Source organism: Hymenobacter cavernae (assembly GCF_014641455.1).
Taxonomy (GTDB): domain Bacteria; phylum Bacteroidota; class Bacteroidia; order Cytophagales; family Hymenobacteraceae; genus Hymenobacter; species Hymenobacter cavernae.
Map to the genome: position 1 here is coordinate 341,650 of NZ_BMHT01000004.1, position 23,772 is coordinate 365,421.

General features: G+C 57.5%; 15 protein-coding genes, 1 tRNA gene and 1 pseudogene. 3 read left to right on the forward strand and 14 right to left on the reverse strand.

Translation table 11 applies throughout. The annotated features are described in order from the left end of the window. Positions 1-23: 23 nt before the first annotated feature. The 14 genes from IEX74_RS12505 to IEX74_RS12570 all read right to left on the reverse strand — a co-directional run bounded on the left by IEX74_RS12505 (position 24) and on the right by IEX74_RS12570 (position 19,290). Positions 24-111 (reverse strand) — tRNA-Ser (locus tag IEX74_RS12505). Positions 112-172: 61 nt separating this feature from the next. Next, positions 173-1,246: a type I asparaginase gene (locus IEX74_RS12510; protein ID WP_229755254.1), complete on the reverse strand. Its 1,074-nt coding sequence runs from the start codon at positions 1,244-1,246 to the stop codon at positions 173-175. An 11-nt stretch (positions 1,247-1,257) separates the two neighbouring features. After that, positions 1,258-2,025 carry a TatD family hydrolase gene (locus IEX74_RS12515; protein ID WP_188814331.1) on the reverse strand — a complete coding sequence of 256 codons (768 nt, stop codon included), beginning with the start codon at positions 2,023-2,025 and terminating at the stop codon, positions 1,258-1,260. 268 nt (positions 2,026-2,293) lie between these two features. Further along, positions 2,294-3,400, reverse strand: coding sequence for a glycosyltransferase (locus IEX74_RS12520; protein ID WP_188814332.1), 1,107 nt, complete (start codon positions 3,398-3,400; stop codon positions 2,294-2,296). A gap of 6 nt (positions 3,401-3,406) precedes the next feature. Continuing rightward, complete coding sequence (locus IEX74_RS12525) at positions 3,407-4,039, reverse strand: polysaccharide deacetylase family protein (protein ID WP_229755255.1); 633 nt, start codon at positions 4,037-4,039, stop codon at positions 3,407-3,409. Between the two features lie 272 nt (positions 4,040-4,311). After that, positions 4,312-6,771 (reverse strand): bifunctional YncE family protein/alkaline phosphatase family protein, encoded by a 2,460-nt coding sequence (locus IEX74_RS12530; RefSeq protein WP_229755256.1) that lies wholly within the window; start codon positions 6,769-6,771, stop codon positions 4,312-4,314. A gap of 116 nt (positions 6,772-6,887) precedes the next feature. Further along, positions 6,888-7,760: a glycerophosphodiester phosphodiesterase family protein gene (locus IEX74_RS12535; RefSeq protein ID WP_188814334.1), complete on the reverse strand. Its 873-nt coding sequence runs from the start codon at positions 7,758-7,760 to the stop codon at positions 6,888-6,890. Positions 7,761-7,897: 137 nt separating this feature from the next. After that, entirely contained in the window at positions 7,898-9,397 is a 1,500-nt protein-coding gene (locus IEX74_RS12540) for a calcineurin-like phosphoesterase C-terminal domain-containing protein (protein WP_188814335.1), read from the reverse strand. A 54-nt stretch (positions 9,398-9,451) separates the two neighbouring features. After that, complete coding sequence (locus tag IEX74_RS12545) at positions 9,452-10,720, reverse strand: DUF5689 domain-containing protein (protein ID WP_188814336.1); 1,269 nt, start codon at positions 10,718-10,720, stop codon at positions 9,452-9,454. Positions 10,721-10,740: 20 nt separating this feature from the next. Beyond that, complete coding sequence (locus tag IEX74_RS12550) at positions 10,741-12,207, reverse strand: SusD/RagB family nutrient-binding outer membrane lipoprotein (RefSeq protein ID WP_188814337.1); 1,467 nt, start codon at positions 12,205-12,207, stop codon at positions 10,741-10,743. A gap of 81 nt (positions 12,208-12,288) precedes the next feature. Then, entirely contained in the window at positions 12,289-15,774 is a 3,486-nt protein-coding gene (locus tag IEX74_RS12555) for a SusC/RagA family TonB-linked outer membrane protein (protein ID WP_229755257.1), read from the reverse strand. Between the two features lie 131 nt (positions 15,775-15,905). Further along, a complete protein-coding gene (locus tag IEX74_RS12560) occupies positions 15,906-16,907 on the reverse strand; it encodes a FecR family protein (RefSeq protein WP_188814338.1) in 1,002 nt (333 codons plus the stop codon). Between the two features lie 268 nt (positions 16,908-17,175). Then, entirely contained in the window at positions 17,176-17,709 is a 534-nt protein-coding gene (locus IEX74_RS12565; RefSeq protein ID WP_188814339.1) for an RNA polymerase sigma-70 factor, read from the reverse strand. Between the two features lie 144 nt (positions 17,710-17,853). Further along, on the reverse strand, positions 17,854-19,290 hold the full coding sequence (locus IEX74_RS12570) for an amidohydrolase family protein (protein WP_188814340.1): 1,437 nt from the start codon (positions 19,288-19,290) through the stop codon (positions 17,854-17,856). Positions 19,291-20,066: 776 nt separating this feature from the next. On the opposite strand from IEX74_RS12570, the gene IEX74_RS12575 reads away from it, so the two are divergent. From IEX74_RS12575 to IEX74_RS23240, 3 genes and pseudogenes are all read left to right on the forward strand, one after another. Further along, complete coding sequence (locus tag IEX74_RS12575; protein WP_188814341.1) at positions 20,067-21,119, forward strand: outer membrane beta-barrel protein; 1,053 nt, start codon at positions 20,067-20,069, stop codon at positions 21,117-21,119. A 204-nt stretch (positions 21,120-21,323) separates the two neighbouring features. After that, complete coding sequence (locus tag IEX74_RS12580; protein ID WP_229755258.1) at positions 21,324-22,697, forward strand: ammonium transporter; 1,374 nt, start codon at positions 21,324-21,326, stop codon at positions 22,695-22,697. Positions 22,698-22,756: 59 nt separating this feature from the next. Next, a pseudogene (locus IEX74_RS23240) lies at positions 22,757-23,772 on the forward strand (glutamine synthetase III domain-containing protein); the annotation flags it as partial.

Consider the following 23,772-nt stretch of genomic DNA (forward strand, 5'->3'; position numbering starts at 1 on the left):
TAGGCTAGAAACGGGGTTTTATGCAGAGAGGATGGGATTCGAACCCACGATGACCTTTTGGGCCATACACACTTTCCAGGCGTGCTCCTTCGACCACTCGGACACCTCTCTGGGTCAGTAATCTGGCGCAAAGTAACGGGCATTTTTCCGGAAACGCAAACCTAGGCTCCAGCTACAGCAGAGTAATCTCGCCGCGCAGGTCTTGCACGAGCAGCTGAGCGGTTTCGGCGTGACTTTTTTGCAGGCCTAACACAAACATCAGCTTGGTGATAGCCGCTTCCGTGGTGATGTCGTCGCCGCTGAGCACGCCGCAGCCGGGGAGGGAGGCGCTGGTTTCGTAACGGCCTTGCTCTACGCGGCCTTCGTCGCACTGGCTCACGTTCAGGATGTGGATGCCCCGGTCGTGGGCTTCTTTCAGGCATCTCAAAAACCACGACTTCGTAGAGGCGTTGCCCGAACCGAACGTTTCGAGGACGCACCCGCGCAGCTCCGCCACGTTCAGAATACAGTTAAGCACCCGCTCGGTAATGCCTGGAAACAGCTTGAGAATCGTGACGTTGTCATTGAGTTGGGTATGGATGCGCAGGGGTGCCGTGGGCAGCGGACGAACTAGCGCGTCGTTGTAGGTGAGGCGGATGCCGGCTTGGGCTAGGGGCGGCATGTTGTCGCTGCGAAAGGCGCCGAAGTGTTGGCTTTCCACCTTCTTGGTGCGGTTACCGCGCATCAGCATGGTGTTGAAAAACAACGAAACTTCCGGCACGCGGGTGCTCCCATCGGGGTGGCGAGCGGCGGCAATTTCCAAGGCCGTGATAAAATTCCGTCGGGCATCGGTGCGTACGCGGCCGGCCGGCACTTGAGCGCCGGTGAATACTACGGGCTTGGCTAGGTTCTCGAGCATATAGCTCAGGGCCGAAGCCGTGTAGGCCATCGTATCGGTGCCGTGCAGCACCACAAAGCCGTCGTAGTGGTCGTAGAACTCGCCAATGAGGCTAGCTAGAGTTACCCATTCAGTAGGCGTAACATTAGAAGAGTCGATGGGCTGAGGCATGGTTACCACCGATACGCGCATGCGCATGTCGCGCAACTCGGGCATCAGCTTGGTGACCTCGCTGAAGCGCATGGGGGCTAGCAAGCCTTGGTCGTTGTAAGCCATACCCACAGTGCCACCCGTGTAGATCACGAGAATGGAAGCAACCGTGTGGTCGGTGGGGGAAGCAGCTGTTTGAATGGTAACGATGGAGGGCAAAGGCAAATAGGCTAGAGGTTGAACAAGGCCTTGGCATTCTGGGCAGTAGCTTCGGCTACGGCTGCTTCGTCGGTGCGAAGCAGCTCGGCTACGCGGCGGTTAATCAGGGGGAGGTAGGCCGGCTCGTTGCGCTTGCCGCGGTAAGGCACGGGAGCTAGGTAGGGGCAATCGGTTTCGAGCAGCAGGTGCTTGAGGTCGATGTCGGGGAGCACTTTGTCGAGGCCGCCGTTTTTGAAGGTAGCTACCCCGCCGATGCCTAGGTAGAAACCTAGCTTAATGACCCGTTCGGCTTCTTCTTTGGTGCCGGAAAAGCAGTGAAATACACCCCGCAAGCTGCCGTCTTGGGCGGCCTCGATGAGGTCGGCTGACTCTTGGAAGGCTTCGCGGGTGTGCAGTACCAGAGGCAGGTTATGCTTTTTGGCGAGGTCAATTTGCACGCGCAAAGCTTCCTGCTGCTGCGGGAAAAAAGTTTTATCCCAAAATAGATCAATGCCGCATTCGCCTACGGCGGCAAACTTGCGTCGACCTAGCCATTCTTCTACCAGGTACAGCTCGCGCTCTACGTGCTTGCCTACCGAACACGGGTGTAAACCCATCATGGCAATGCACTGTTCGGGGTGCCGCGCCTCCGTTTCCAGCATTACGTCGATGCTGGTGTGGTCGATGTTGGGCATCAGGATGGTGCTCACGCCGGCTGCCAGCGCGCGCTCCAGCATGGCGTCGCGGTCGTCTTTGAACTGTTCGGAGTAAACGTGGGCATGGGAGTCAGTCAGTTGCATAGCAGGCGAAAGTAGCGTAGAAATGTTAAGTTTTGAAGGATAAATGTTGAATTAAGGTCTACAAAGGGTAAGTCATGTTGAGGCTGATGGAGCATTTCCAGCGCTTCGTTGCCCGATGTAGAGACACCTACTTGTGTCTCCTCGCGGTTGCAGATGTTGTTTACCTAGGTTGTTCTAAGCCAAATCGTTCAACGGGGAGACGCAAGTAGGCGTCTCTACATCGGGCTGGCGTTTGCAGCGTCTAATTCACTATTTAGAACCCAACACTTCAAGAGTAGCGTCGGCCTTTCCAGTCGAACGACAGCGGCAGCAGGCGAAACAACGTCAGGCTAATAGTGAGCAGCAGTGTGTACGCTTCAAAAACAGGTAGCAACTCCAGGGGTGGCCGGCGACCCACGCGGCGGAAGCAGAGTGTTGCTAGAAGGCCTTGCTGCACCATTTTGATACCTAGTATGATGGCAACCGCCAGCGGCCCGCCAACCCAGGCCAGCAGGGCTACAGCTAGGTAGAAGCTGCCGTAGAAAGCGAGGCCCATTTTCAGCCACCACGGCAGCTGCTCCACGCCGCGCATCCAGCGGCGGCGCTGGTGGAGCAGGCGCCGAAACGTGGGAATGGGCAGCGACTCAGCCAGCACTTCAGGGCGGAAGATGTTGCGGAAGCTAAAGCCGTGGCGCAGGGTAGCCCGGAACAGTTCGTAGTCTTCGGTGATGGAAGGCGGCAGGCGCTCGTAGCCACCGGTGGCCTCGTAGGCTTCGCGCGTCACGAGCATGTTGTTGCCCATGGCCGTAACGGGCGCCCCCGTATCCGATACCACCTGCACCAAACCGAGCGAGAGCAACCAATCGAGCCCTTGGAGCCGGTGAAACAACCTAGGTCCGTGCACCAGCGTGATGCCCGTTACGGTGCCGACGCCCGGCTGCGCGTGGGCTAGCAACCCCTGAATCCAGGTGCGGGGCACGGCAATATCGGCATCGGTAATAAAGAAATAGTCGGTGGTGGCTTGGTGAGCTAGGTGGGCTAGCACGTTGCTTTTGCCGTGGGCGGTGCCCAAGACGTCGGTAATGGTAAGACAGCGGAAATTTCCAGCGTAGCCTTGCATAGCGGCCTCCGCCACGGCGCGGGTGGCGTCGGTGGAGGCATCATCGCCCAGGAGAACTTCTACTAACTCGGGTGGGTAATCGAGCTGGCGGAGGCTAGCTAGGCAGCGCCCGATGGCGGCTTCCTCGTTGCGGGCGGCAATCAGGATGCTCACGCGGGGCAGGGGTGAGGGCAACTGGGTGCGTTGGCGCCGCCGCTGCTGCACGGCAAAAAGCATAGTACACGCACCCAATACCAAAAACCACAGGATGAAGTAACCCGTCAAGAAAGTCAGCATAGGGCGCTAGAGTGAGGCAAACTGATACCCTAGCCCGGCGTAATGCGCGAGGTAGCGGGGCAACACATAGCGCATGTTGCGGCTCGCCTTCAAGCTGTCGTGAAACACGACGATGGAGCCTGGGCGGGTGTAGTGCAAAGCGGCGCGCAGGCACTCTTCGGGGGCGAAGCTGCGGTCGTAGTCGCAGGTCAGCGTGTCCCACATCACCACCTGATAGCTAGGTTTCAGCTCCCGCACGAGGGGGCGGGTGATGCGGCCGTAGGGCGGCCGCATCAGCGGGCGCAGGTCGGGGGCGGGGCGAAGTGCATCCAGGGCTTGCTGGCACTCGTTTACTTCGGCCAGGTAACTCGCCCGGCTGCGCGACCAGCCGCTGACGTGGTGAAAGGTGTGGTTGGCAAGGCGATGTCCGGCAGCTAGCACCTGACGAGCTACGGCGGGGTGGCGCACCACATTGTCGCCCACGCAGAAGAACGTGGCTTTGGCTTGATAGGCGGCCAGCGTTTCGAGCACGAAAGGCGTCTCTTCGGGGATGGGGCCGTCGTCGAAGGTGAGGTACAGCGTCTGGCTGGTGGCGGGCATCGTCCAGAGGCAGTCGGAAAAGAGACGCCGTACCGGGGCCGGCATTCGAAACAAATGCATAGAACGTGAGCTAAACCCAAAAGTAGAAAGGATTAGCCCATGTAGCGCGAAGCTTGCGTTTCGGGCATCGTTAGGTGACCAAAGCTAGGCCGAACGGATGCCGGACCGCTCGGCCGAACGGGGAGAGGCTGGGCGCGGTAAGCAACAGTCCCCTGTAGCGCAAAGCCTGCGCTTCGCGTGTCGTTGAACGGTAATCGTTGGTTGTACTTCCAAGCGAGTCGTTCTGCGACACGCGAAGCGCAGGCTTCGCGCTACAGGGGCTAGGTTATAGCTCAATCATCGTCGTCATCGTCGCGGCGCTTTTGCTCGAACTTCAGGAAGGCTCCCCGACGTGGGGCGGGCACTACAGCATCTTCGCCTTTGATGGCTTTCCACATCACTTCGGTGAGCTCCAGGTCCGGAATGGCGTCCTCGCTGGCTAGGTTGAAGCGCTCCGATTTTTCGGCGCTCTTGTTCCACGCCACGTTGCGCGCATTGAGGTTCACGCGGGCGGCGCGGGCCTGGTAGGGGGCTAGGTTGGGCGTGGTCGTGAAGCAGTCGTACATCGGCAGGGCGGCCGCGTCGTACTGGCTCATGGGCGGCAACCCTAGGATCAGCTCCATCGTGCGCAGGGCGCCGGAGGTGGAGTACATCGTGTGGTTGGCGGCGCCTTTGCGGGTGTAGGGACTAATCACGAAGGCCGGCGTGCGGTGCGCGTCTACGTGGTCGGGGCCGTTCTGAGCGTCGTCTTCCAGCACGAAAATGGCCGACTCCTTCCAGATGGAGCTTTGCGAAATGTGCTCTACCAACTGACCTAGGGCTAGGTCGTTGTCGGCCACGGCGGCGATGGGCGTGTACTTGCCTTTGCGTTGCCCGCTGGTGTGGTCGTTGCTGAGGCGGATGGTGCTGAACTGCGGCACGGCGCTTTTAGCCAGCAACGAGTCGAAATCCTGCTTCCAGATGCGCACCCGCTCAATATCCTGAATATCCATGTTGAAGCCGGGCGCTTTGGGGCAGATATGGCCTTCCAGGGACTTGAGGTTGGCTTTGCCGTTGTCGGCAAATTCGCCGTAGCTGCGGTAGCTCAGGCCAGCGCGCTGGCAGTAATCCCAGATGTAGCCGTCGCGCGGGTAGGCAATTTTGCGGGTGCCTTCGTAGTCGTAGGTGCCGCCGCGGCCGCCGTAACTGATGGGCCAGGTTTTCTCGGTGTAGTCGGTGGCGTAGGCGGCCATGCTCCAGTTATGGCCGTCGGCGCTTACTTCGGCATTCACATAAAAGTTGTCGAGCAGCCCAAACTCACGGGCGAGGGCATGGTGGTTGGGCGTCACCTTCTCCGGAAACACGCACAGTGTGGAGTCGCCGTTGCCCTCGGGCATGTCGCCGAGCACTTGGTCGTAGGTGCGGTTTTCCTTAATGACGTAGAACACGTACTTGATCGGCGACTTCTCGCCGGCCTTGCTCGGCACGGGGTTGCCGGCCTCGCGCTTGCCGTGGGCCTGCGCCTCACCCGTGAAGGGCGTATTGGCATACACCTGCTTCGAGTAAGTGGTCAGCTGCTCGGGGCTAGGTTGCTTGATGAACGACAAGGTGCCCTTGAACAGGCTGCCGATATACTGCACTTCCTGCTGGCCCGTCACGCCCACGTGGGAGCCGCTGTTATCGGTTTTCTTCACCGGCGACGGCCCAGCCGGGTTGGCCAAGGAAGAAAAGCCTTTGCCATTGGCTACCAATATTTTCGAGCCTAGGGTCTTCACGCTCGTTGGGTACCAGCCAGTCGGGATGAAGCCACGGGCCGCGCTTTTGCCCGGCGTCTTCACGTCGAATACGGCCAGGCAGTTGTTGTCGGCATTGGCGATGTAGAGCGTCTTTTCGTCGGGCGAAAGGGCGAGGCCGTTGGTGGTAGAGCCGGTAAGCTTGGTGGGGTACAAGGCCGTGGCAATCACCTCTAGCACCTTGCGGCTGCGCGTGTCGATGATCGACACCGAGTTGTCGTTGGCATTGGCCACGAATAAGTAGCGGCCGTTTTTGGTTTGGAGCAGCTCGTTGGGGTGGTTTTCGGTGACAATTTCGCCCGCGAGCTGGCCAGTTTGGGTGTTGTAGAGGGCTACTTTGTCCCCGCCCCAGAGGGAGATGTACAGCGTCTTTTTGTCGGGCGAAAGCAAGCAGCTGTAGGCCTCATGCCCTAGGTTTATTTTCTTGAGGATGGCCTTTGTCTTGAGGTCGAACACGTACAAGGAGTTGTCCTCTTTCGTGACGGTGTAGAGTCGGTTTTGGGCGTCGTCTACCTCAATGCCGGTGGGGCTAATCTTGTCTTTCGGCCAAGTTCTGCCTAGGCGCAGCGTGTCGGCTAGGTTCAGCTTGTTCTCAACGATGTTGTAAACGAGAATAACATTGTCGTTGCCGCCCGAAGCGTACAGCTGCTTGCCGTTGGCGCTGAATTTCAGGCCGTACCACGATTTAGCAATTGGCTTCTCATCGAGCAGCTTCTCCGTTTTGGGGTCAATCAGCTGAAGGCTTTGTTTGCCCTGCCCGTTGTTGGTCACGGCCAGCAGCTTGCCGTTCTTGGTGAGCTGCATGTTCAGGGGTAAGTCGCCGAGTTGCAGCGACGTGCCCACCGGACTCAACGACCAGCCATTGGGCAGCAGAATGCGGTCGGCTTTCGGGTTGTTAATAGGCTGCTGGGCTAGGGTCGGCAGCCCGTGCAGTGCGGCGAGCAGCGAAACCCAAAGGGCAGTTTTGGAGGCGGTACGCATGAGGGTAATAGTGTAGAGGCACATACTTGTGTCTCGTCGTTGTTGATGTTACTTACCTAGCTTGCTCAACGCCAAGTCGTTCAAGTAAAGGACACAAGTATGTGTCTTTACGATTGCTATTTAGCGCTGAGCAAATCAGGATAATCGGTGATAACCCCGTCAACCTGCTGCTCGATCAACTTATTGATTTCGGCGGCTGAGTTTACCGTCCAGGGAATGACTTTCACGCCTTGTTGGTGGCAACTCTGCACTAGGTCGGGTGTAACTAGCTTGTAAGCAGGGCTGTAGATGCTCGGTTTGAAGGTCAGGCGCTTCAAGTTATACTCCAGCCCCTTGATGTTTTCGACCAATAAAGCGGTTTGCACGGCGGGGTACAGGCGGTGCACCACCTCCAACGTGCGCGGGTCGAACGACTGAATCGTGACCCGGTCCAACACTTTTTTAGTCACCAACACTGGCATAAGCAACTGCACAAACTCCTCCGGAGCGGGGTGAAATTGGTTATCGCCTTCGGGCGAAACTTTCGTTTCGATGTTGTAGCGCGGCAACGCTAGGTGCTTGCGCCGGGCATAGGCCTCCGCCGAGTCGATAACTTCGGCCAGCAACGGCTTATACGTCTTGAGCTTCTGCTGGCGCGGAAATTTCGGGTTGCCGTGGCTGCCCACGTCGTAGCGCCGAACCTCGCGGTAGGGCATCCCATAAATGCGGTAGTTCTTCTCCTCCGCTTTCGGGATGGCGCTGCCATCGGGGCGGTACACGAAATCGGCGTTCAGAAACGGGTCGTGGGAGAGCAGGGGCTGCTTGTCCTGGCTGATGGCAATGTCCATTTCCAGGGTCGTCACCCCTAGGTCCTGGGCTTTGCGCATGGCCGGGATGGTGTTTTCGGGCATCAAGCCGCGGCAGCCCCGGTGGCCTTGCACATCGAGTGAGCGTTGCGCGGCGGCGCTGAAGGTGCTCAGGATCAGTAGAAAGAACAGCGGACGTTGCACGGGTACAGAAGTTAAGCGTAGTTAAAAAGGACCGTCATTTCGACCAGCGGGAGAAATCTCGCGTGCAAGAGTAATCAGTTACCATTGCACGCGAGATTTCTCCCGCTGGTCGAAATGACTGCCTATCGGGACGGGCGCTAAGCCGGCATTACGTCGCTGTACACCTGCCCGAACCGGTCGGTCACTTCGATGCGGATTTCCTTGGCGTTTTTGGAAGGCTTGGCGAAGAATAGGTGGTCGGTGAGGGTGGGGTCGACCCACTTGTGCTTAGCGGGAAGCTTCTCGCCGGCTTGAAGCTGCACGGCCATCGGGTCGAGGGCAGTTTGCTGGTGCATTTCGCCCTGGCGGGTGCCGTTTTCAAACCAGGTCACTTTCCACTCAGGGTCCCAGTTCCACACGTTTACCACGATGTCGTCGGGGCGCTCGGGCACGGCGCCTTTGGGGTAGGCGCGGAACTGGTGCTTGCGGTCTTTGCCGAATGATTTGTAGTACCACTTCAGCTCAGGGCCGTTCACTTCGTACACGCCGTAGCCGCTGGGCGTGCCGTCGGTGCAGATGGGCCCCGTCCACCAAGCGCCGCACACGGCCCCGTGAATGTGCTCGATGGTGTTTTCTCCGATTACCTTCTCGCATATGTGGGTATGGCCCGACATGATGTGCGTTTTATAAGGCTTCAGGATGCGGTACAGCTCGGCCCGGTTCGAGACCACGCCGCCCAACGATTCTTCCTTGAGCTTGTTGCGCCGCTTGTCGCCGCTATCCACCGGAATGTGCAGGGCCACGACCACCGTGCTGCCGGGCTTCACGTGGGCTAGGTCTTGCTCCAGCCACTGCAACTGCTTCTCCGTCAGGTAGCCAATGTACTTCTTAGGCGGCCCGATGAAGAACACATCGTCGAGGATTACATAGTGAATCTCGCCGCGGTTGAAGGAGTAATACGTGGGGCCGAAGAGGCTTTTGAACGTTTGGGCCGAACCGTCGTCGGAGCGGGCGGTGATATTCATGTCGTGGTTGCCGATGACTTGGTAGAAGGGCAAACCCGTAACTTCCACCGCCTTTTTGTAGTCCTCAAACAACTCAAAATGGTCCCACACCAAGTCGCCGCAGCCGATGGCGAACATGTTCTGGTCGTACTGCGTGGCCAGTTCCTTTAGGTCGGGCGCCGATACGGTGATGAGCTGGTTCGTGTCCTTCTTGTCGATCATCTGCGGATCGGCCCACACCACGAAGGTGTGTTTGGTGTCGTCGGCAGCTAGCTTTTGCAGGGCAAAGTCGGCCGTCATGCCCGAGCCGCTGGCCTTTAGCGGTTGATAAAACTTGGCAATGCCTTTCTCGTGCGGAATGGCGTAGCCGCGCGGCACCGTGATGTACACGAACTCGGCGGTGGTGTTGCTTTCCAGCGTGTATTTGCCCGCCTTATCGGTCAGCACGATATTGTAGCCATCCGTGACGGGCACACCCGCAATGCCCGCGCCTTTCTGGTGCACTTTGCCCTTGATGGTGACAGGTGATAAGCTGAGTTTGTGCCCGGCTTCAGCTGCCGGTGCTTTTTCCTCGGCAAGTACCGCCGGCGCCAAGGGCAAGCTAGCCGTTAACCCCAAGGTACCTAGGCTCTGCAAAAACTTTCTTCTGAACATGATATAGATGGTTTGAAGCGCTTAGAAATCGTGTGCCGGTCTGACGTACACAGATTAGTTTTCGTAAATGGCAATGTCATCGAGCCCGAGGCGGCCGTTCGAGACGGCGGGCGGGTTGCTCGTGCCCAGACCTAGCTTGTTGATGCGGAAGCGCACTGGCCCGCTGATGTCCATCAGGAAGGTGATGGAGCGTTGCCAGTTGCCGGCGTCGGTGATGGTTTGGCCGGTTTGTTTCCACGTTTTCCCCTGATCTTGCGAGTACTCCAACTTCCAGGAGCTAGCTGGGTCGGTGTAGTAAGCGCCGTAAATGAGGGTGACTTTGGTGGCGCCGTTCGGCACGTCGAACTTCATTTCCACGTAAGCCGATTCGCTGAGGTTCTGCTGTATGCGGATGCCTTGCGCCCCCGTGTACCGGTCGCGGCCGGAGGTGTTGCCCAGGATAGATTGGTACAGCTTCCAAGGACCCGTGCCGAAAGTCACGGTGTTGTCGGGCACGGCGGCGGTGTTCATGTTGTAGCTGCCTTTCGTGGAAGCAGGCACCGCTTCAAAGCTCTCCGGGAACTTGGCGTAGATGGGTCCGCTCGGGTCAAGGGCATCGGCGGCGGTGCGCATCCAGAGCTGCGGTGCGGCTGATGCACCCATCGGGATGCCAATGAACGTAGCGCTGGCCGGCATGCGCCGTGCGGCGAAGGAGGCATCGGCCTCGGTGTGCAGCACGATGCTGTTGTTAGAGCCATCAGCTAATACTTTATCACCTTTGTACATATCGCCGGATACCGGAACCGGGGTCAGGCTGCCGCCCGTGATGCGCACCAGCGTGCCTTCGTAGGTGTCGAGGTTAGCTAGCAGCGTTTGGATGTTCACCTCCCGAAGAGCTGCCTTTTTGTTGCTGCCTACCTTCTCGATGTTGGCGGCCGAGAGGCCTTCGATGCGCAGGGCACCGCTGGCTTTGGAGAGGGTCGCGCCGGCAATATCCACCACCACCGAGTCGCCGGCAGCTAAGTTCGTAGGAGTGTCGTTCAGCGGCAGAATGATGCCACGGATGGCGCCGCGCCGCTTATTTTGAAGCACGACGGTGTTCGGGCCGCCGGGCACGTTCTTCCCGCTCGGGTCCGAAATTACCACGCCGACGATTTGGTGGGCGCCCGCCAGCTTACCGGTTTCCAGCACCACGTCGCTGCCTTGGTAGAGGCGGCGCACGTCTTCCAGGGAGATGATGGGGCTAGGTATGCCGGCCGCGTAATCGGGGTTGTCTTCCAGGCAGCTGGTGAAGGCAAAAGCGCTTGATAAAAGAGCTAGGGAAGCAAGGATCTTGGTTTTCATGTTGCTTGAGTTAGGCTTGCCTATTCCTGCCACCACACTTTCGTGTTGATATTATCGGCGCCTTGGTCGGCCACGGCATCCTGGTAGTTCTGCTGGTTCAAGGACTGCACGTATATAGGGTAGTTCAGGCGCGCCGGCATCTGACGGTTGTTTTTCAGGCCCGCACCTAGGGGCATCATGGGGTGGCCGGTGCGCCGGTATTCAAACCACTGCTGGAAATCGGTGAAGAACAGCGCGTAGTACTTCTGTAAGTGAATCTGGTCCAGCTTGCGCTCGTCGTTGCTGCCCGCTTCCCACTTGATGTCGCCGTTGTTCAGGTAGTTTGCAGGCACCGTCAATTTCCAGAGGGTAATGCCGTTGGTGGTGCCGGTTTCGTAGTAGGTTTTGGCGTCGCCGGAAATCCAGCCGCGTAGGGCCGCTTCGGCTAGGTTTAGCTGCACTTCCGGGTAGTTGAGAATGTTACCTAGCAGCGGCTCGGTCATGAGCGCCGCCGGGTAGGTGGATTTGGCCACCGGAATCTGGTTTACCTCGTAGCCGCTCGGAATGCCTTCGTATTTGCCATTATAAAGCGTCGCCCATTTGGGTAAGCGCGGGTCATTCCACTCTGCCAAGTTGTTGACGAAGAACTCGCTGAGCGAAGTAAAAGAGCTGAAGTCGGCGGTGCGCCAAGTCTGGAAAACGGACTGATAAGGCGCTGTGCCCGTCCAACGCATAATGGCCGATTCGTCGTTGTTGGCGATGAGCGGGTAGTCGTTGGGACGCGTGTTTACCATATCGCGCAGCTTCGCTTGCGGTGACATCCCGTTGGCAATGGCGTCGGTTTTGCGCGACACGCGCAGCAGCAAACGCAGGTAAAGCGAGTTGCCGAACTTGCGCCACTTCAGCGCACTTCCCTGATACAATGGATCGAGCTGCGCTTGGTCGGCTGTCAGGTTTACGTTGGTGGTGAGCAGCGTATTAGCCTCTTCCAGCTTATCGAACAGATCTCTGTAGATGTCCTCTTGCCGGTCGAACTGTGGCTGCAAAATACCCTGGCGACCCGAAATAGCGGCCGAATACGGCACATCGCCGAACGTATCGGTCAGCAGCGAAAACGTCCAGACCTCACAGATGCGCGCAATAGCCATGAACGTGTTGCTGTTCACGGCCTCGGCGCTGCTGTACATGTTGCGGAAGTCGGTGAGCTGGGTGTACCAGCCGTTCCACATGTAGTCGGCTTCAGCAGGGCGAATCACGTAGCGGTGAATTTCGTCGTTGTCGTTGCGCGCCACGTGTACCTGCATCAGGTCGTTAGTAATGCGCATGCACCGGTCCATGTTGCGCTTCACCAGGTCGGTGAGGGCAGGGGCCAGGAGCGTTTCCGGTACCACATTGGGGTTTTGATTCGGGTTCACGTTCATCTCCTCGAACCCATCGGTGCAACCCGCTACAGTACCTAGACCTAGGATGGCTAGCAAGCCCCAGGCAATTAGTTGTATCTTTTTCATAGTTGAAGTTTTGTGTTGCCGCCTCTTCCAGGGTTGAAACCCTGGGAATTCTGAGCATGACGTTCTGGTGAGATAGGGCTGCTAAATGCCCACCGTCAGGTTGATGCCCATGGTGCGGGTCGAGGGGAACTGACCTAGCTCGAAGCCCATATCAATGGTGCCGTCGTTGAGGGTGCCAAACTCGGGGTCGAAGGCAGGCCACTTCGTGAAAATGAATAGGTCGCGGCCGTAGATGCCCAGCGACGCCCTCGTCAGCTTGAGCTTTTGCAGCACACCAGCGGGCAGGTTGTAGTCGAGCCGCACTTCGCGCAGCTTGATGAAGTCGGTGCGGAACAGGTTGGCTTCCACATTGTCGCGGCCGTAGTGAGCGGTGTAGTAGGTCGGAATGTTCTCGGCTATCACGTCGTTGGGCCGGAACGAGCCATCCTCATTGCGGATGACGCCGTTGCCGATAATGCCGTTGTAGCGGCCCGGCAGCGTGTTCTTGGTCTTGCCCTGTTCAGCCAGAACGGAGTGCGTCATGGAATAAGCTTTGGCCCCGAACTGCGTGTCGAACAGCACATTCAGGTGTAATTGCTTGTAGCTAACCTCGGTGCCAGCGCTGGCTTTGCCTTTTGGCAAGGCATTACCTAGGTATTTGCTTGCGTCCGTCAGCAGTGGGTAGCCGTTCTCGTAGATGATCTGCCCATCGGGGGCGCGCTGGTAGCCGCGGCCGTAAATGGCGCCCATCGAGCCGCCGGGCCGGGCCTCTACCGTGCCCCGGCCGCCGGGGCCGCGCTGAAGCTGGTAGGTAAATACGCTGTCGGCTAGCTCTACCACCATGTTGCGGTTAGCGGTGTAGGTGCCGTACACTTTCCAGCTGAAGCTCGACGGCTGCGTAATCAGCATGGCATTGGCTTGCACCTCCAAGCCTTGGTTGCGCACCAGGCCGGCGTTGAGCGTGGCGTAGTCGTAGCCCGACGAACGGTCGAGGGGCACGTTCAGGATCTGGTCGAAGGTGTTGTTGCGGTACACGGCCACATCCACGCCGATGCGGTTGTTGAGGAAGCGCAGATCGGCACCTAGCTCCACGCTGCGCGTGGTGCGGGGCACGAGGTCGGGGTTGGCAATATTGGCCGGATTGCTCAGGCCGGAGGCAAAGCCCGTGGCGGGCGCATAGGTGTACGACGTGAGGTAAGGCGTAGTGCCGCCGCTACCCACCTGAGCCCAAGACCCACGCAGCTTCGCAAACGAAACAACTTCCGGCAGCGGCAGAATTTGCGACAAGATGGTGCTCAAGCTAGCCGACGTATAGAGCGGAATAGGCGTGATGCCGTTGGGGCCGGCCAGAGTGCTCGACCAGTCTTTGCGGGCCGTCAGGTCTAGGTAGAGGAACTTGTTATAACCTAGGGTGGCTAGGCTGTACAAGCTATTCACCGCAAATTCAGCCCGGTAAGGCAGGGCCAAGGGCAGGTCGCGGCTGTTGGCGAAGGTGAAAATGCCAGGGTATAGTAGGCGCTCGGCGCGCAACTCGTCGCGGTTGTAGCGGTTGTGCAGGCGGCTACCACCACCCGAAATCGTGGTTTCGAGGCGTCCGAACGTGTGGGCATATTGCAGCAGGAAGTCGCTGTTGATTTCCTGGGAGAAGATGTTCTGCGTCCGGTACATGCCCTCCTTGTACTTCTCCGTATCCTTGGGCCGCTGCTGCGAGCGGGCTTCGTAGGAGTAGTCGATGGCCGAGCGCAGCATCAGGTTCCAATCTTTGGAGAACTTGTAGTTGGCCTGCACGTTGCCGGTGATGGAGTTGCGGTTCGATTTGTTCAGCATCTCGTGGGTAATCAGGTACGGATTGTCCACGAGGCTGCTGAAGGGGTAGCGCTGCGTAATGCCTTCGGCACCCGGCACCCAGTAGTTCTTCAGCCAGTCTAGGTTGCCGTTGGGTACCTGCAAAATCGACCAGTAGATGATCGTCTGGTTGTTGTAACCGGTCGAGGGCAGGTTGTCGCTGTAGCGGTTCGTGTAGTTGACCTTGGTCGAAACTTGCAGCTTGTCCGTAATTTTCTGGTTCACCGACAAGGCTACCGTGTTGCGGGTGTAGCCCGTGTTCGGAATAATCCAGGTATTCTGGAGGTTGGTGAGCGACAGGCGCACGGCCGTGCGGTCGGTGCCACCATCTAAGGAGATGGTGTTGGTGAAGGTTTTACCCGTCTCAAAGAAGTCCTTCCGGTTGTTTTTGTACGGAACCCAGGGCGTGCGTTCCGTAGCGCCGGTGTGAGTGGCAGGGTCATACTGGAAGAAAGACTGCCCGTCGAACTTCGGCCCCCAAGCCGAGCTGGTGCTGCGGGTGCTAGGTCCGTCGGCGGTAGCGCCGAACGAGTAATAGTTCTGGCTTGCATCGCCTTGGCCATACTCATACTGATAGTCGGGCCAGCGCGAAATCGTTTCGATAGCGGCGTTGGAGTTCAGCGTTACGCCAATGCCTTTTTTCCGGGCGTGGCCGGATTTGGTCGTGATGATAACGGCCCCATTGCCGCCGCGTGCACCGTAGAGCGCCGTCGCAGCCGGCCCTTTCAGCACCGACACCGATTCAATGTCTTCCGGGTTGATGTCGTTCAGGCTGGTGCCGAAGTCGACCGGCGAATCGGTTTGCAGGTAAGCCGAGCTGCCGGTACCCGACTGTCGGTTGCTGCCGCCCAACACCACGCCATCTACCACGATTAGGGCGTCGTTGTCGCCGGCCAGCGAGCTTTCGCCCCGCAGAATGATCCGGTTGGAGGCAGCCGGTCCGCCACCCGACCGTACCAGGTTGAGACCTGCTACTTTGCCAGCCAGCGCGTCGGTCCAGTTATTGGATTTGGCCTGCGTGAGGGCCGAGCTATCGAGCTTCGCCACCGAATAACCCAAGGCCTGTTCTTCCCGCTTGATACCTAACGCCGTGACAACGACCTCGTTGAGGCTAGTTGCATCTTCCCGCATCACGACGTCATAGGCTGTTTTGTTGCCCACCGTTACCTGTTGCGCTTCGAAGCCGATGAACGAGAAAACCAGCACGTTGCCCGGCTCTACCGAAAGCTGGTAGGCGCCATCAACACCTGTTGAAGTGCCGATGGTGCTGTCTTTCACCCGGATGGTAACACCCGGGAGCGGTTGCCCTTTTGCATCGGCGACCCTGCCTTTCACCACGATGGGGTTGGCCGCGGTAGTGTTTTTCTGCGCCGCGCCTTCCACAGCCTTCACCACGATGCGCTTGTTTTGGGGCGTAAACTGCACACCGGCTTGCTTAGCAATGAGTTGCAGCACCGCATCTAGGTTGCTGTGCGGGGCTTCCACGCTAATCTTGCGGCTCAGCAGGTTTGTTTGGTCCACGTACAGGAAGCGGTAGCCGGTTTGCTGCTCAATGCTCGCAAATATCTCGGCCAGTGGCTGTTGCTTCACCGTGAGGGCGCACGGCACAGAACCTAGGCCCTGCACCAATACCAGTTTGGTAGCGGCGGCGAGGGTGGGGGCCGCGTTCGAAACGGTCAGGCTTAGGCCGCACAGCGCACCCAGCCAGTTGCCCCGCATGATAGGGTACCTCGTTTTTTTCATAGATTTGGGCGTGAGCGTTTTTTAGATGACACAAGATGTAAGGACCTCCAACCGACCGGCAGGTGCGAACTGCCGGCCTTTTTACTGGGAGGCGGCGTGTTTCCGCACGCTGCCTCCCTGACGGAAAAGCACTATTTCAATGGCGCTTGCGGCGCCTGTTGGCTCAGGTAAATCACACGTCCTTCGCGGCGGCATGTCAGGGAGCCGGCGAGCTGCAAGGCATCGAGCACGGCGGGCAGGGGTTCGTTGTCGAAGGAAGCCCAGAGCCGTACTTCCGCCGTGGCCGAATCAGCAAACACCAGCTTCACGTCGTAGAGGCGCTCGATCTGGTTGGCCGCTTCGGCTAGCTTCTCGTTCTTGAAAATCAGCTTGTTGTGGCGCCAGCCCGTCACTTGCTCCGCATCGAACGCCTGCCGGTAGATGCGGCCGGTAATTTGGTCGGCACGGAGCTGCTGACCAGGCGTGAGCAGGTAGCTATTCTGGTGGTCGAGCACCTGCACCTTGCCTTCCACCAGCGACACGGCCGTGTGCTGCCCCCGACCAAAAGCGCTGACGTTGAACCTGGTACCAAGCACCTGCGTGGTCAGGGTGCCGCTGTGCACCCGGAAAGGACGATGCGCGTCTTTACTTACTTCAAAAAAGGCTTCACCCTCTAGGTACACGTCGCGGTAAGTGCCGCCGAAAGCAACCGGGTACCGCAAGCGGCTTTGCGGGGCTAGGGTCACGCGGGAGCCATCGGCCAAGCGAATGGTCTGCTTTTGCCCGGCCTGGGTCTGGCTCAGCTGGTAAGCGGGAGAGCTAGGTTGGGCGACGAAGTACCACAGGCCACTCACAGCCGCTAACACGACGAGTACCAAGGCCGCGAGTTGATACCTAGGTCGCCGTGGCAAGTGAGCTGGCGTAGGCTCGGCGGCGGGTAGCCCTAACCTAGCTTTCACGTGGCGCAGGGCCGCGGCTGTTTCGGCGTTTGCTGCTGGCGCTTTGCTGCTTTGCCACACGGTTTTCAGCTGCTCAAACGTCCGCTCGTTTTCCGGCGACTGGGCCACCCACGTGGCGAGCCATTCGTTCTCCGTCGAGGAGGTCCGGCGGGCTAGGTAGCGGGTGATGAGTAAGTAAAGTTCTTCCTGTTCCAAGCGGTGAGGCGCGGGCTAGTTAGCCGCCATAGACCTCAAAGACGCCCAAACCCGCTGAACTCGTGACAAGGAAAATCAGACTTAACAGAAGGGTAACAGCCTTAACAGTAAGGTAATATGAATGGACATAGAACGTCATGCTGAGCTTGTCGAAGCATCTCGCGTGCAATGGTAATCCTCAATAATTGGGTTACTACTGCACGCGAGATGCTTCGACAAGCTCAGCATGACGTTCTCCTTAGTTTCTAGAAAACACTATAGCTAGCTCCTACAAAGCACCCGATACGTGCAGCGCAGATTTTAGAAAACGCAACGCTCTGAACATGTGCGTTTTCACGGAGTTGATGGAGATGACCAGCAGGGAGGCAATTTCCTCGTAGGTGAGGTTGCCGTCGCGGTGCAGCTGAAATACGGTGCGCGTGCGCTCTGGTAGCCTATCAATAAGCTGGAGCAGATGTTGGTCTAGCTCCTGGAAGGCTAGGAGCTGGTCGGGCTCCAGGTAGGAGGCTGCGGGTTGAAAATTGAGAAGCTCGTCTTCGGGCTCTAAGGGCGTGCGGCGTTGCTGACGTAACTTATCGTAGGCGCGGTGCTTTATGGCGGCGTAGAGGTAGCCCGCCACCGAGCCCTGCACCATCAGGTGAGCCCGATTGGTCCAGAGGGTGCAGAATACGTCGGCCGTCACGTCTTCGGCGGCATCGGTGGGGTAGGGCAGCAGGCTCTTAGCGTAGCGCAGCAAGCCGGCATAAAAGCGGGTGAAAAGCGCATCGAAAGCCGACTCGTCGCCGAGCGCAAGGGCTTTCAAATAGTGTTGATCTGAGGAGCTGGTCGCGAACGTCATATCAGTTGACAAAGCTACCAGCTACCGGTGTAAGGCTAGGTTATCCTTTTATTATGATTGAATAGAAGAATAAGAGGGCTGGCTGCTGACATTGCACCGGTAGGCTTACTAGTTCAAGCCTACCTTCCCCTTCATCGACTCAAACAGCTTCGCCGAGTCGAAGCCCACGCCGTTCTTGAAAACCGTCTCCATCTGGCGCACTTGCTGAATATCCTTCTCCGGGTCGCCGTTGATTAGGATGAGGTCGGCTTGCTTGCCGGCCTCAATCGTGCCGATTTCCTTTTCCCGACCTAGGTAAATGGCGCCGTTCAGCGTACTGATCTTGATAGCTTCGACCGGCGTGAAGCCGGCTTCCACGAGTAGCTCGATCTGCCGCCGGTTGGCGTAGCCGGCAATGGTGCGGCCCGCACCGGTGGGGTCGGTGCCGGCTACTAGCAGGCCACCTGCTTGGTAGAACTGCTTTTCCCAAGCCATTTCTTTCTTGAACAAGCGTGTGCTAGCCGTGTCCTTCTGCTGATTTTGCTGCCAAGTGGCTTTTTCGCGCTCTTGTAGCTGCGGCACCAACGCCTCCAGGCCGCCACCTAGCACCACTTCCCGGCCCGTGTAGGGTTCGAACACCGGTAAGGTAGAGGTGAGGGCCACCTTCTTGCTGACCAAGTAGTTGATCAGGTTTTTCATTTCCGGGCTGTTCACCGGCAGCTTCAGCAGCGCCGTCCGCCCGTTGGGGTAGTCGCACACGTCGACGGACTTACCTTGCTCGAAATCGGAGCTAGCCATGAAGCCGTGCTCCAGGTTGTCGATGCCGATTTCGGCGGCTTCGCGGTAGGTGATGGAACAGAGATGGCCGGTCACTTTCAGGTAGCGGGCGTGAGCCTCGCGCACCACGGCACCTAGGTCGGCGCGGGTGGCGTGCATGTACATCTTGAACGACGTACAGCCTTTGTTCGCCCAAAAGATGGTTGAAGCGGCGGCATCCTCGGGACCTTTAATCGTGTTCAGGGCCGGAATATCCATGCCGGGTTCTTCCATGTAAGGCGCCGTCACGTCCATATTGGGCCCGATAAGCTTGCCTTCCCCGATCATGCGCTTGATAGCTAGGTCCGTCTGCGGCTCGATGCTGCCGGCCGTGCGGATGGTGGTGGCGCCGCCGGCCAGGTACAGGCGCGGGAAGGAGTAAGGCATCTGGGCAATATTGAAGTAGCCGCCCACCGGCATCGTATAATAGAGGTGTTCGTGCAGCATAACCAGGCCCGGAATCAGCGTTTTGCCCGCGCAGTTAATCACCTTGACGTCGGCCGGCACCTTCACTTTTTTCGTGGGGCCGACCTGCACGATGTGACCTTTTTGCAGGAGCACGGTTTGATGAAGCTGCGCCGGTTTGCCGGTGCCGTCTATCACTTTAGCGTCAATAAGGGCCACGGAAGGCGCATTGACGCTGATAAACTCCTGCACCTGCGGGGTGAACTGTTGCGCCTGGCCTGGCAAAGACGTACCGAGGCAGAGTGAAACACCCAAGAGCAAGCGGCGCCGAATAGAAAACTGCATACGCGGAGAAAGTGAAGTCGATGAGAGGAGCAGTAGTATACAACATCTTCTCCTGATCTGAACGGCACAGCGGTACCTAGGTCGGGCAGCCGCTTCTAAAGGGCGGTCACGCAGCCGGTGCCCCCATCTGAAAGCAGTAGATACACCTGCAAAAGGTGGAACTGGTATACTAAACGAGTATTTTGGAAAAATGCCTATGACTTGCATAGGGTGTTTGCATAAAAATCAAGGTTTTTGTAACAAAGTACCTAAAAATAGAAGGTGTATTTTGATAAAGTGATGCATTTAGTTGTAGATTGCCATCAAATCAGCAACATGCTTGCTGGCAGATGTGTCTTTGCGCTTTAGCTGCCGCGCCGGAACATGGTGGGCTTCTTTTTCTCTGTTATCTATAGCACCGATTATGCACTATTCGCAATCGGAATATTGATGTGCGGAGTACTCATAATTCGTTATTGCAGCCAAAAACATAAGCAGCCCATCGGGTAAAAAATACCCCGGGTGGTTATGACGTAACGTAGTCTTTCGAAACTTAAATGCCTTATGATATTGTGAAACAGCTTCTGTGAAAAGAGTAGCTGTTATAAAATAAAAATCAGAGGCTGAGTAGAAGAACTATTGATTTCTGTTAAAAGAAGTAAGTAGTAAAACTAAGTAGCAAGTTGAAGTAAGTTATTCTACAGAGTAGCGTGCCAAAGTGCGGTAGATTGAGGCAGAAGTGAAAATACAAGTCCCACATTACATGTCTTTTATTTTTCACCAAATACATCGCCTGCATGCTTGTTCTTTCCGCTGCATTATCCTTGCTCGCATCTGTTGCAGATAGTACGCAAGAGCCTACTCGTCCGCTGCCGCTTAAATTATCCGGATCGGTGGATGCGTATTACCGCTACAATTTTCAAAACCCCAGAGAGGCGCCGTATAATAATTATACGAGCTTCACCAATACTCATAATTCCTTTGAGCTAGGTATGATTTCCGCGAAAGCAGAGCATACCATCGGGAAAGTAGGAATGGTAGCCGATCTTGGGTTTGGCCGTCGCGCGGAAGAGTTTTCGTACAACGATTCAAACACGCGCTTTGCTATTAAGCAGCTGTTTGTCACCTACTCGCCCACGGCCAAAATCAAGCTCACGGCCGGCAGCTGGGCCACGCATATTGGCTACGAATCCGTTGATCCTTACCTGAATCGCAATTATAGCATGAGCTATATGTTCTCGTATGGGCCGTTCTTCCATACGGGCTTGAAGGCGGATTTTACGGTTAGCGACAAAACCACGCTGATGGTTGGCGTCGCAAATCCGACCGACCTGAAAAGCGCCAGCGGAATGCCGAAAATGGGCATCGCGCAATTAGCTACCGGCACCAAAGATGATAAGCTGAAAGCCTATTTTAATTACCAGGGCGGCAACCTGAATGATTCATTGCGGCTGCACCAGGCCGATGTCGTTCTGACGTTTGCGGCTTCATCTAAATTCAGTTTGTCGTACAACGGCACGGTGCAAACCCGGCAGTCGAAGAGTGAAAGCAGCTGGAGTAATGTTCATAGCTGGTGGGGCTCGGCGCTATATGCCAACTTGGATCCGGTATCATGGTTTGGCCTGACGCTTAGGAGCGAATATATGGGCGATAAAAAAGCAGTTATTGGCTTTGATGGTGGTGTGTTTGAGACGACGCTCTCTTCCAATATCAGGGTTAATAATTTGACAATTATTCCTGAATTTCGGGTAGATAGTGGTAATCGTGACCCTAGGTTGTTTACGAATAGGGGCGGCATTGCCAAGAAAACAACAGAAAGCGTTTTGGTAGCTGCTGTATATAAATTTTGATGCTTACTGCTGCCATTAGTTAATTTCATCAGCCGTTAGAATAGTGGCTATAGCTGTAGCTTAAAAATAAATTAATTGCGTGCTGTTTTATTTAGCGAGTTGTGCTGAATAGAATTTGCTTTTGCATCAAAATTAATTTGAACCTAGGTAGCGCCTTTTCTCCGGTTTTCTTCATCTACATTTTCTAGTAACCAATCAGCTTTTATGGACACTTCTTCTACCAAATCTGCTTCTAGCGCGCTGATGCTCCTGGTGTTGTTGGCACTGAGCGGAGTAGCTGCCTTTGTGCCGGTTGACCACCCTTCCGCGGGTAGCACCAGTACCCTCAACGCTGCCGACGTGGCCTGGATGCTGACGGCCACCGCCCTCGTGCTGCTGATGACGCCGGGTCTGTCGTTCTTCTATGGCGGCATGGTGCGACCTAAGAATCTCATTTCCACCATGTTACAAAGCTTTGTGGCGATGGGCGTCATCTCGGTGCTGTGGTATTTTGTGGGCTTCTCGCTGGCCTACGGCGACAGCTGGCACGGGCTCATCGGCAACCCGCTCACGTTTGCCTTGCTGCGCAACGTGGGCACGGCGCCTAACCCGGCTTTCGCCGCGGGCATTCCCTTTATTCTCTACTTCGCTTTCCAGCTGAAATTTGCCATCATCACGCCGGCACTCATCACGGGTTCCTTCGCCGAGCGCGTGAATTTCAAGGGGTACCTGGCTTTCATGGTGCTTTTCGGGCTGTTCATTTATTGCCCGCTGGCGCACTGGACCTGGCACCCCGAGGGTTTCCTGCACAAGTGGGGTGTGCTCGATTTTGCCGGCGGCACTGTGGTGCATATCTCGGCTGGAGTAGCTGCGCTGGCGGGCGCCCTCGTTATGGGTCCGCGCCGCATGAACCGGCAGACTTCTTTCTCGACTCCGAACGTGCCTTTCGTGCTGCTCGGCACGGGTTTGCTGTGGTTTGGCTGGTTTGGCTTCAACGCGGGTTCTTCGCTGGGCGCCAATGAGCAGGCTGCTCTCGCTTTTGCAAACACCAACCTAGCTTCGGCCGCCGCGCTGATTGCCTGGATGCTGGTGGAAGTAGCGCGCGGCGGCAAGCCCACGGCGGTAGGCGCCTGCATCGGAGCGGTAGTCGGCCTGGTGGCTATCACGCCGGCCGCGGGCTTTGTGAATTACGGCCAAAGCATCCTGATCGGGGTGGTGGCCTCGCTCATCAGCTTTGCCGGGGTGCATTGGAAAAATAGCCGCACCAACATCGACGACACGCTGGACGTGTTTCCGTGCCACGGGCTGGGCGGCATTGTCGGGATGATCCTGACGGGCGTATTTGCCGACAAAGTAGGCCTGGTGCACGGCACTACCACGCTGTTTGGCTACCATCTACTGGCGCTGGTGATTGTAGTAGGCTACACCTTCATTGGCTCCTGGATTCTGCTGAAAGTGACCGACATGCTGTTCGGCCTGCGCGTGAAAGCCGCCGACGAAGAGCTAGGTCTGGACCTGAGCCAGCACGAAGAATCCACTTACAACGTGGATGAAGAATACGAAAGCACCCGCAAAGAGCTGGTGACCGAACGCCATTAGGGGCGCCGCCAACACCTAGGTTTTACACCAATATTTCCCCTTACACTTCCAGTTCCTGCATGTCGATTCTGCGCTTTAAAGCTCTCGAACTAGTTGACCGACGCGAGCCAGTTCCGGTAGCCACCCCTACGCAAGGGCGGTCGGAGATTTTCGGTAAAAACGTCTTTAATAGTGATGCAATGCGGGCCACTATGCCCGGTACCTACCTCAAAAAGCTCGAAACGGCCATTAAAGAAGGTACACCCATCGAGCGACCAGTGGCTGATGCGGTAGCGTCGGCGATGAAGACGTGGGCCATGGCCAAAGGGGCCACCCACTACACGCACTGGTTTCAGCCGCTGACGGGCGCCACGGCCGAAAAGCACGACTCCTTCTTCGACCTGAACTCCGACGGGCGCCCGATCGAGAACTTCAAGGGCTCGGCGCTGGTGCAGCAGGAGCCGGATGCGTCGAGCTTCCCCAACGGGGGCATCCGCAACACCTTCGAGGCGCGCGGCTACACGGCCTGGGACCCCACTTCCCCCGCCTTCATCCTGGAAGCCCCCGGCACCAAGACCCTGTGTATCCCCACCATCTTCGTGGCCTACACCGGTGAAGCGCTCGACTACAAAGCGCCCTTGCTCAAGTCCTTGGCCGCCCTGGAGCGGGCCGCCGTGGACGTGTGCCAGTACTTCGACAAAGACGTGCAGCGCGTGCATACCACCCTGGGCATTGAGCAGGAGTACTTCCTGGTCGACAAAGCCTTGTATGATGCGCGCCCCGACCTGGTGATGACTTCGCGCACGCTCTTCGGCCACGCCCCGGCCAAGGGCCAGCAGCTGGAAGACCACTACTTCGGCTCCATCCCCAGCCGCGTGCACGCCTTCATGGTCGAGTTCGAGGAGGAAGGCACCAAGCTCGGCATTCCGCTGCGCACGCGCCACAACGAAGTAGCTCCGAACCAGTTTGAGTGCGCCCCCACCTTCGAGGACGCCAACCTGGCCGTGGACCACAACCAGCTCCTGATGGACCTGATGGACCGCATCGCCGAGCGCCACCACTTCAAGGTGCTCCTGCACGAGAAGCCCTTTGCGGG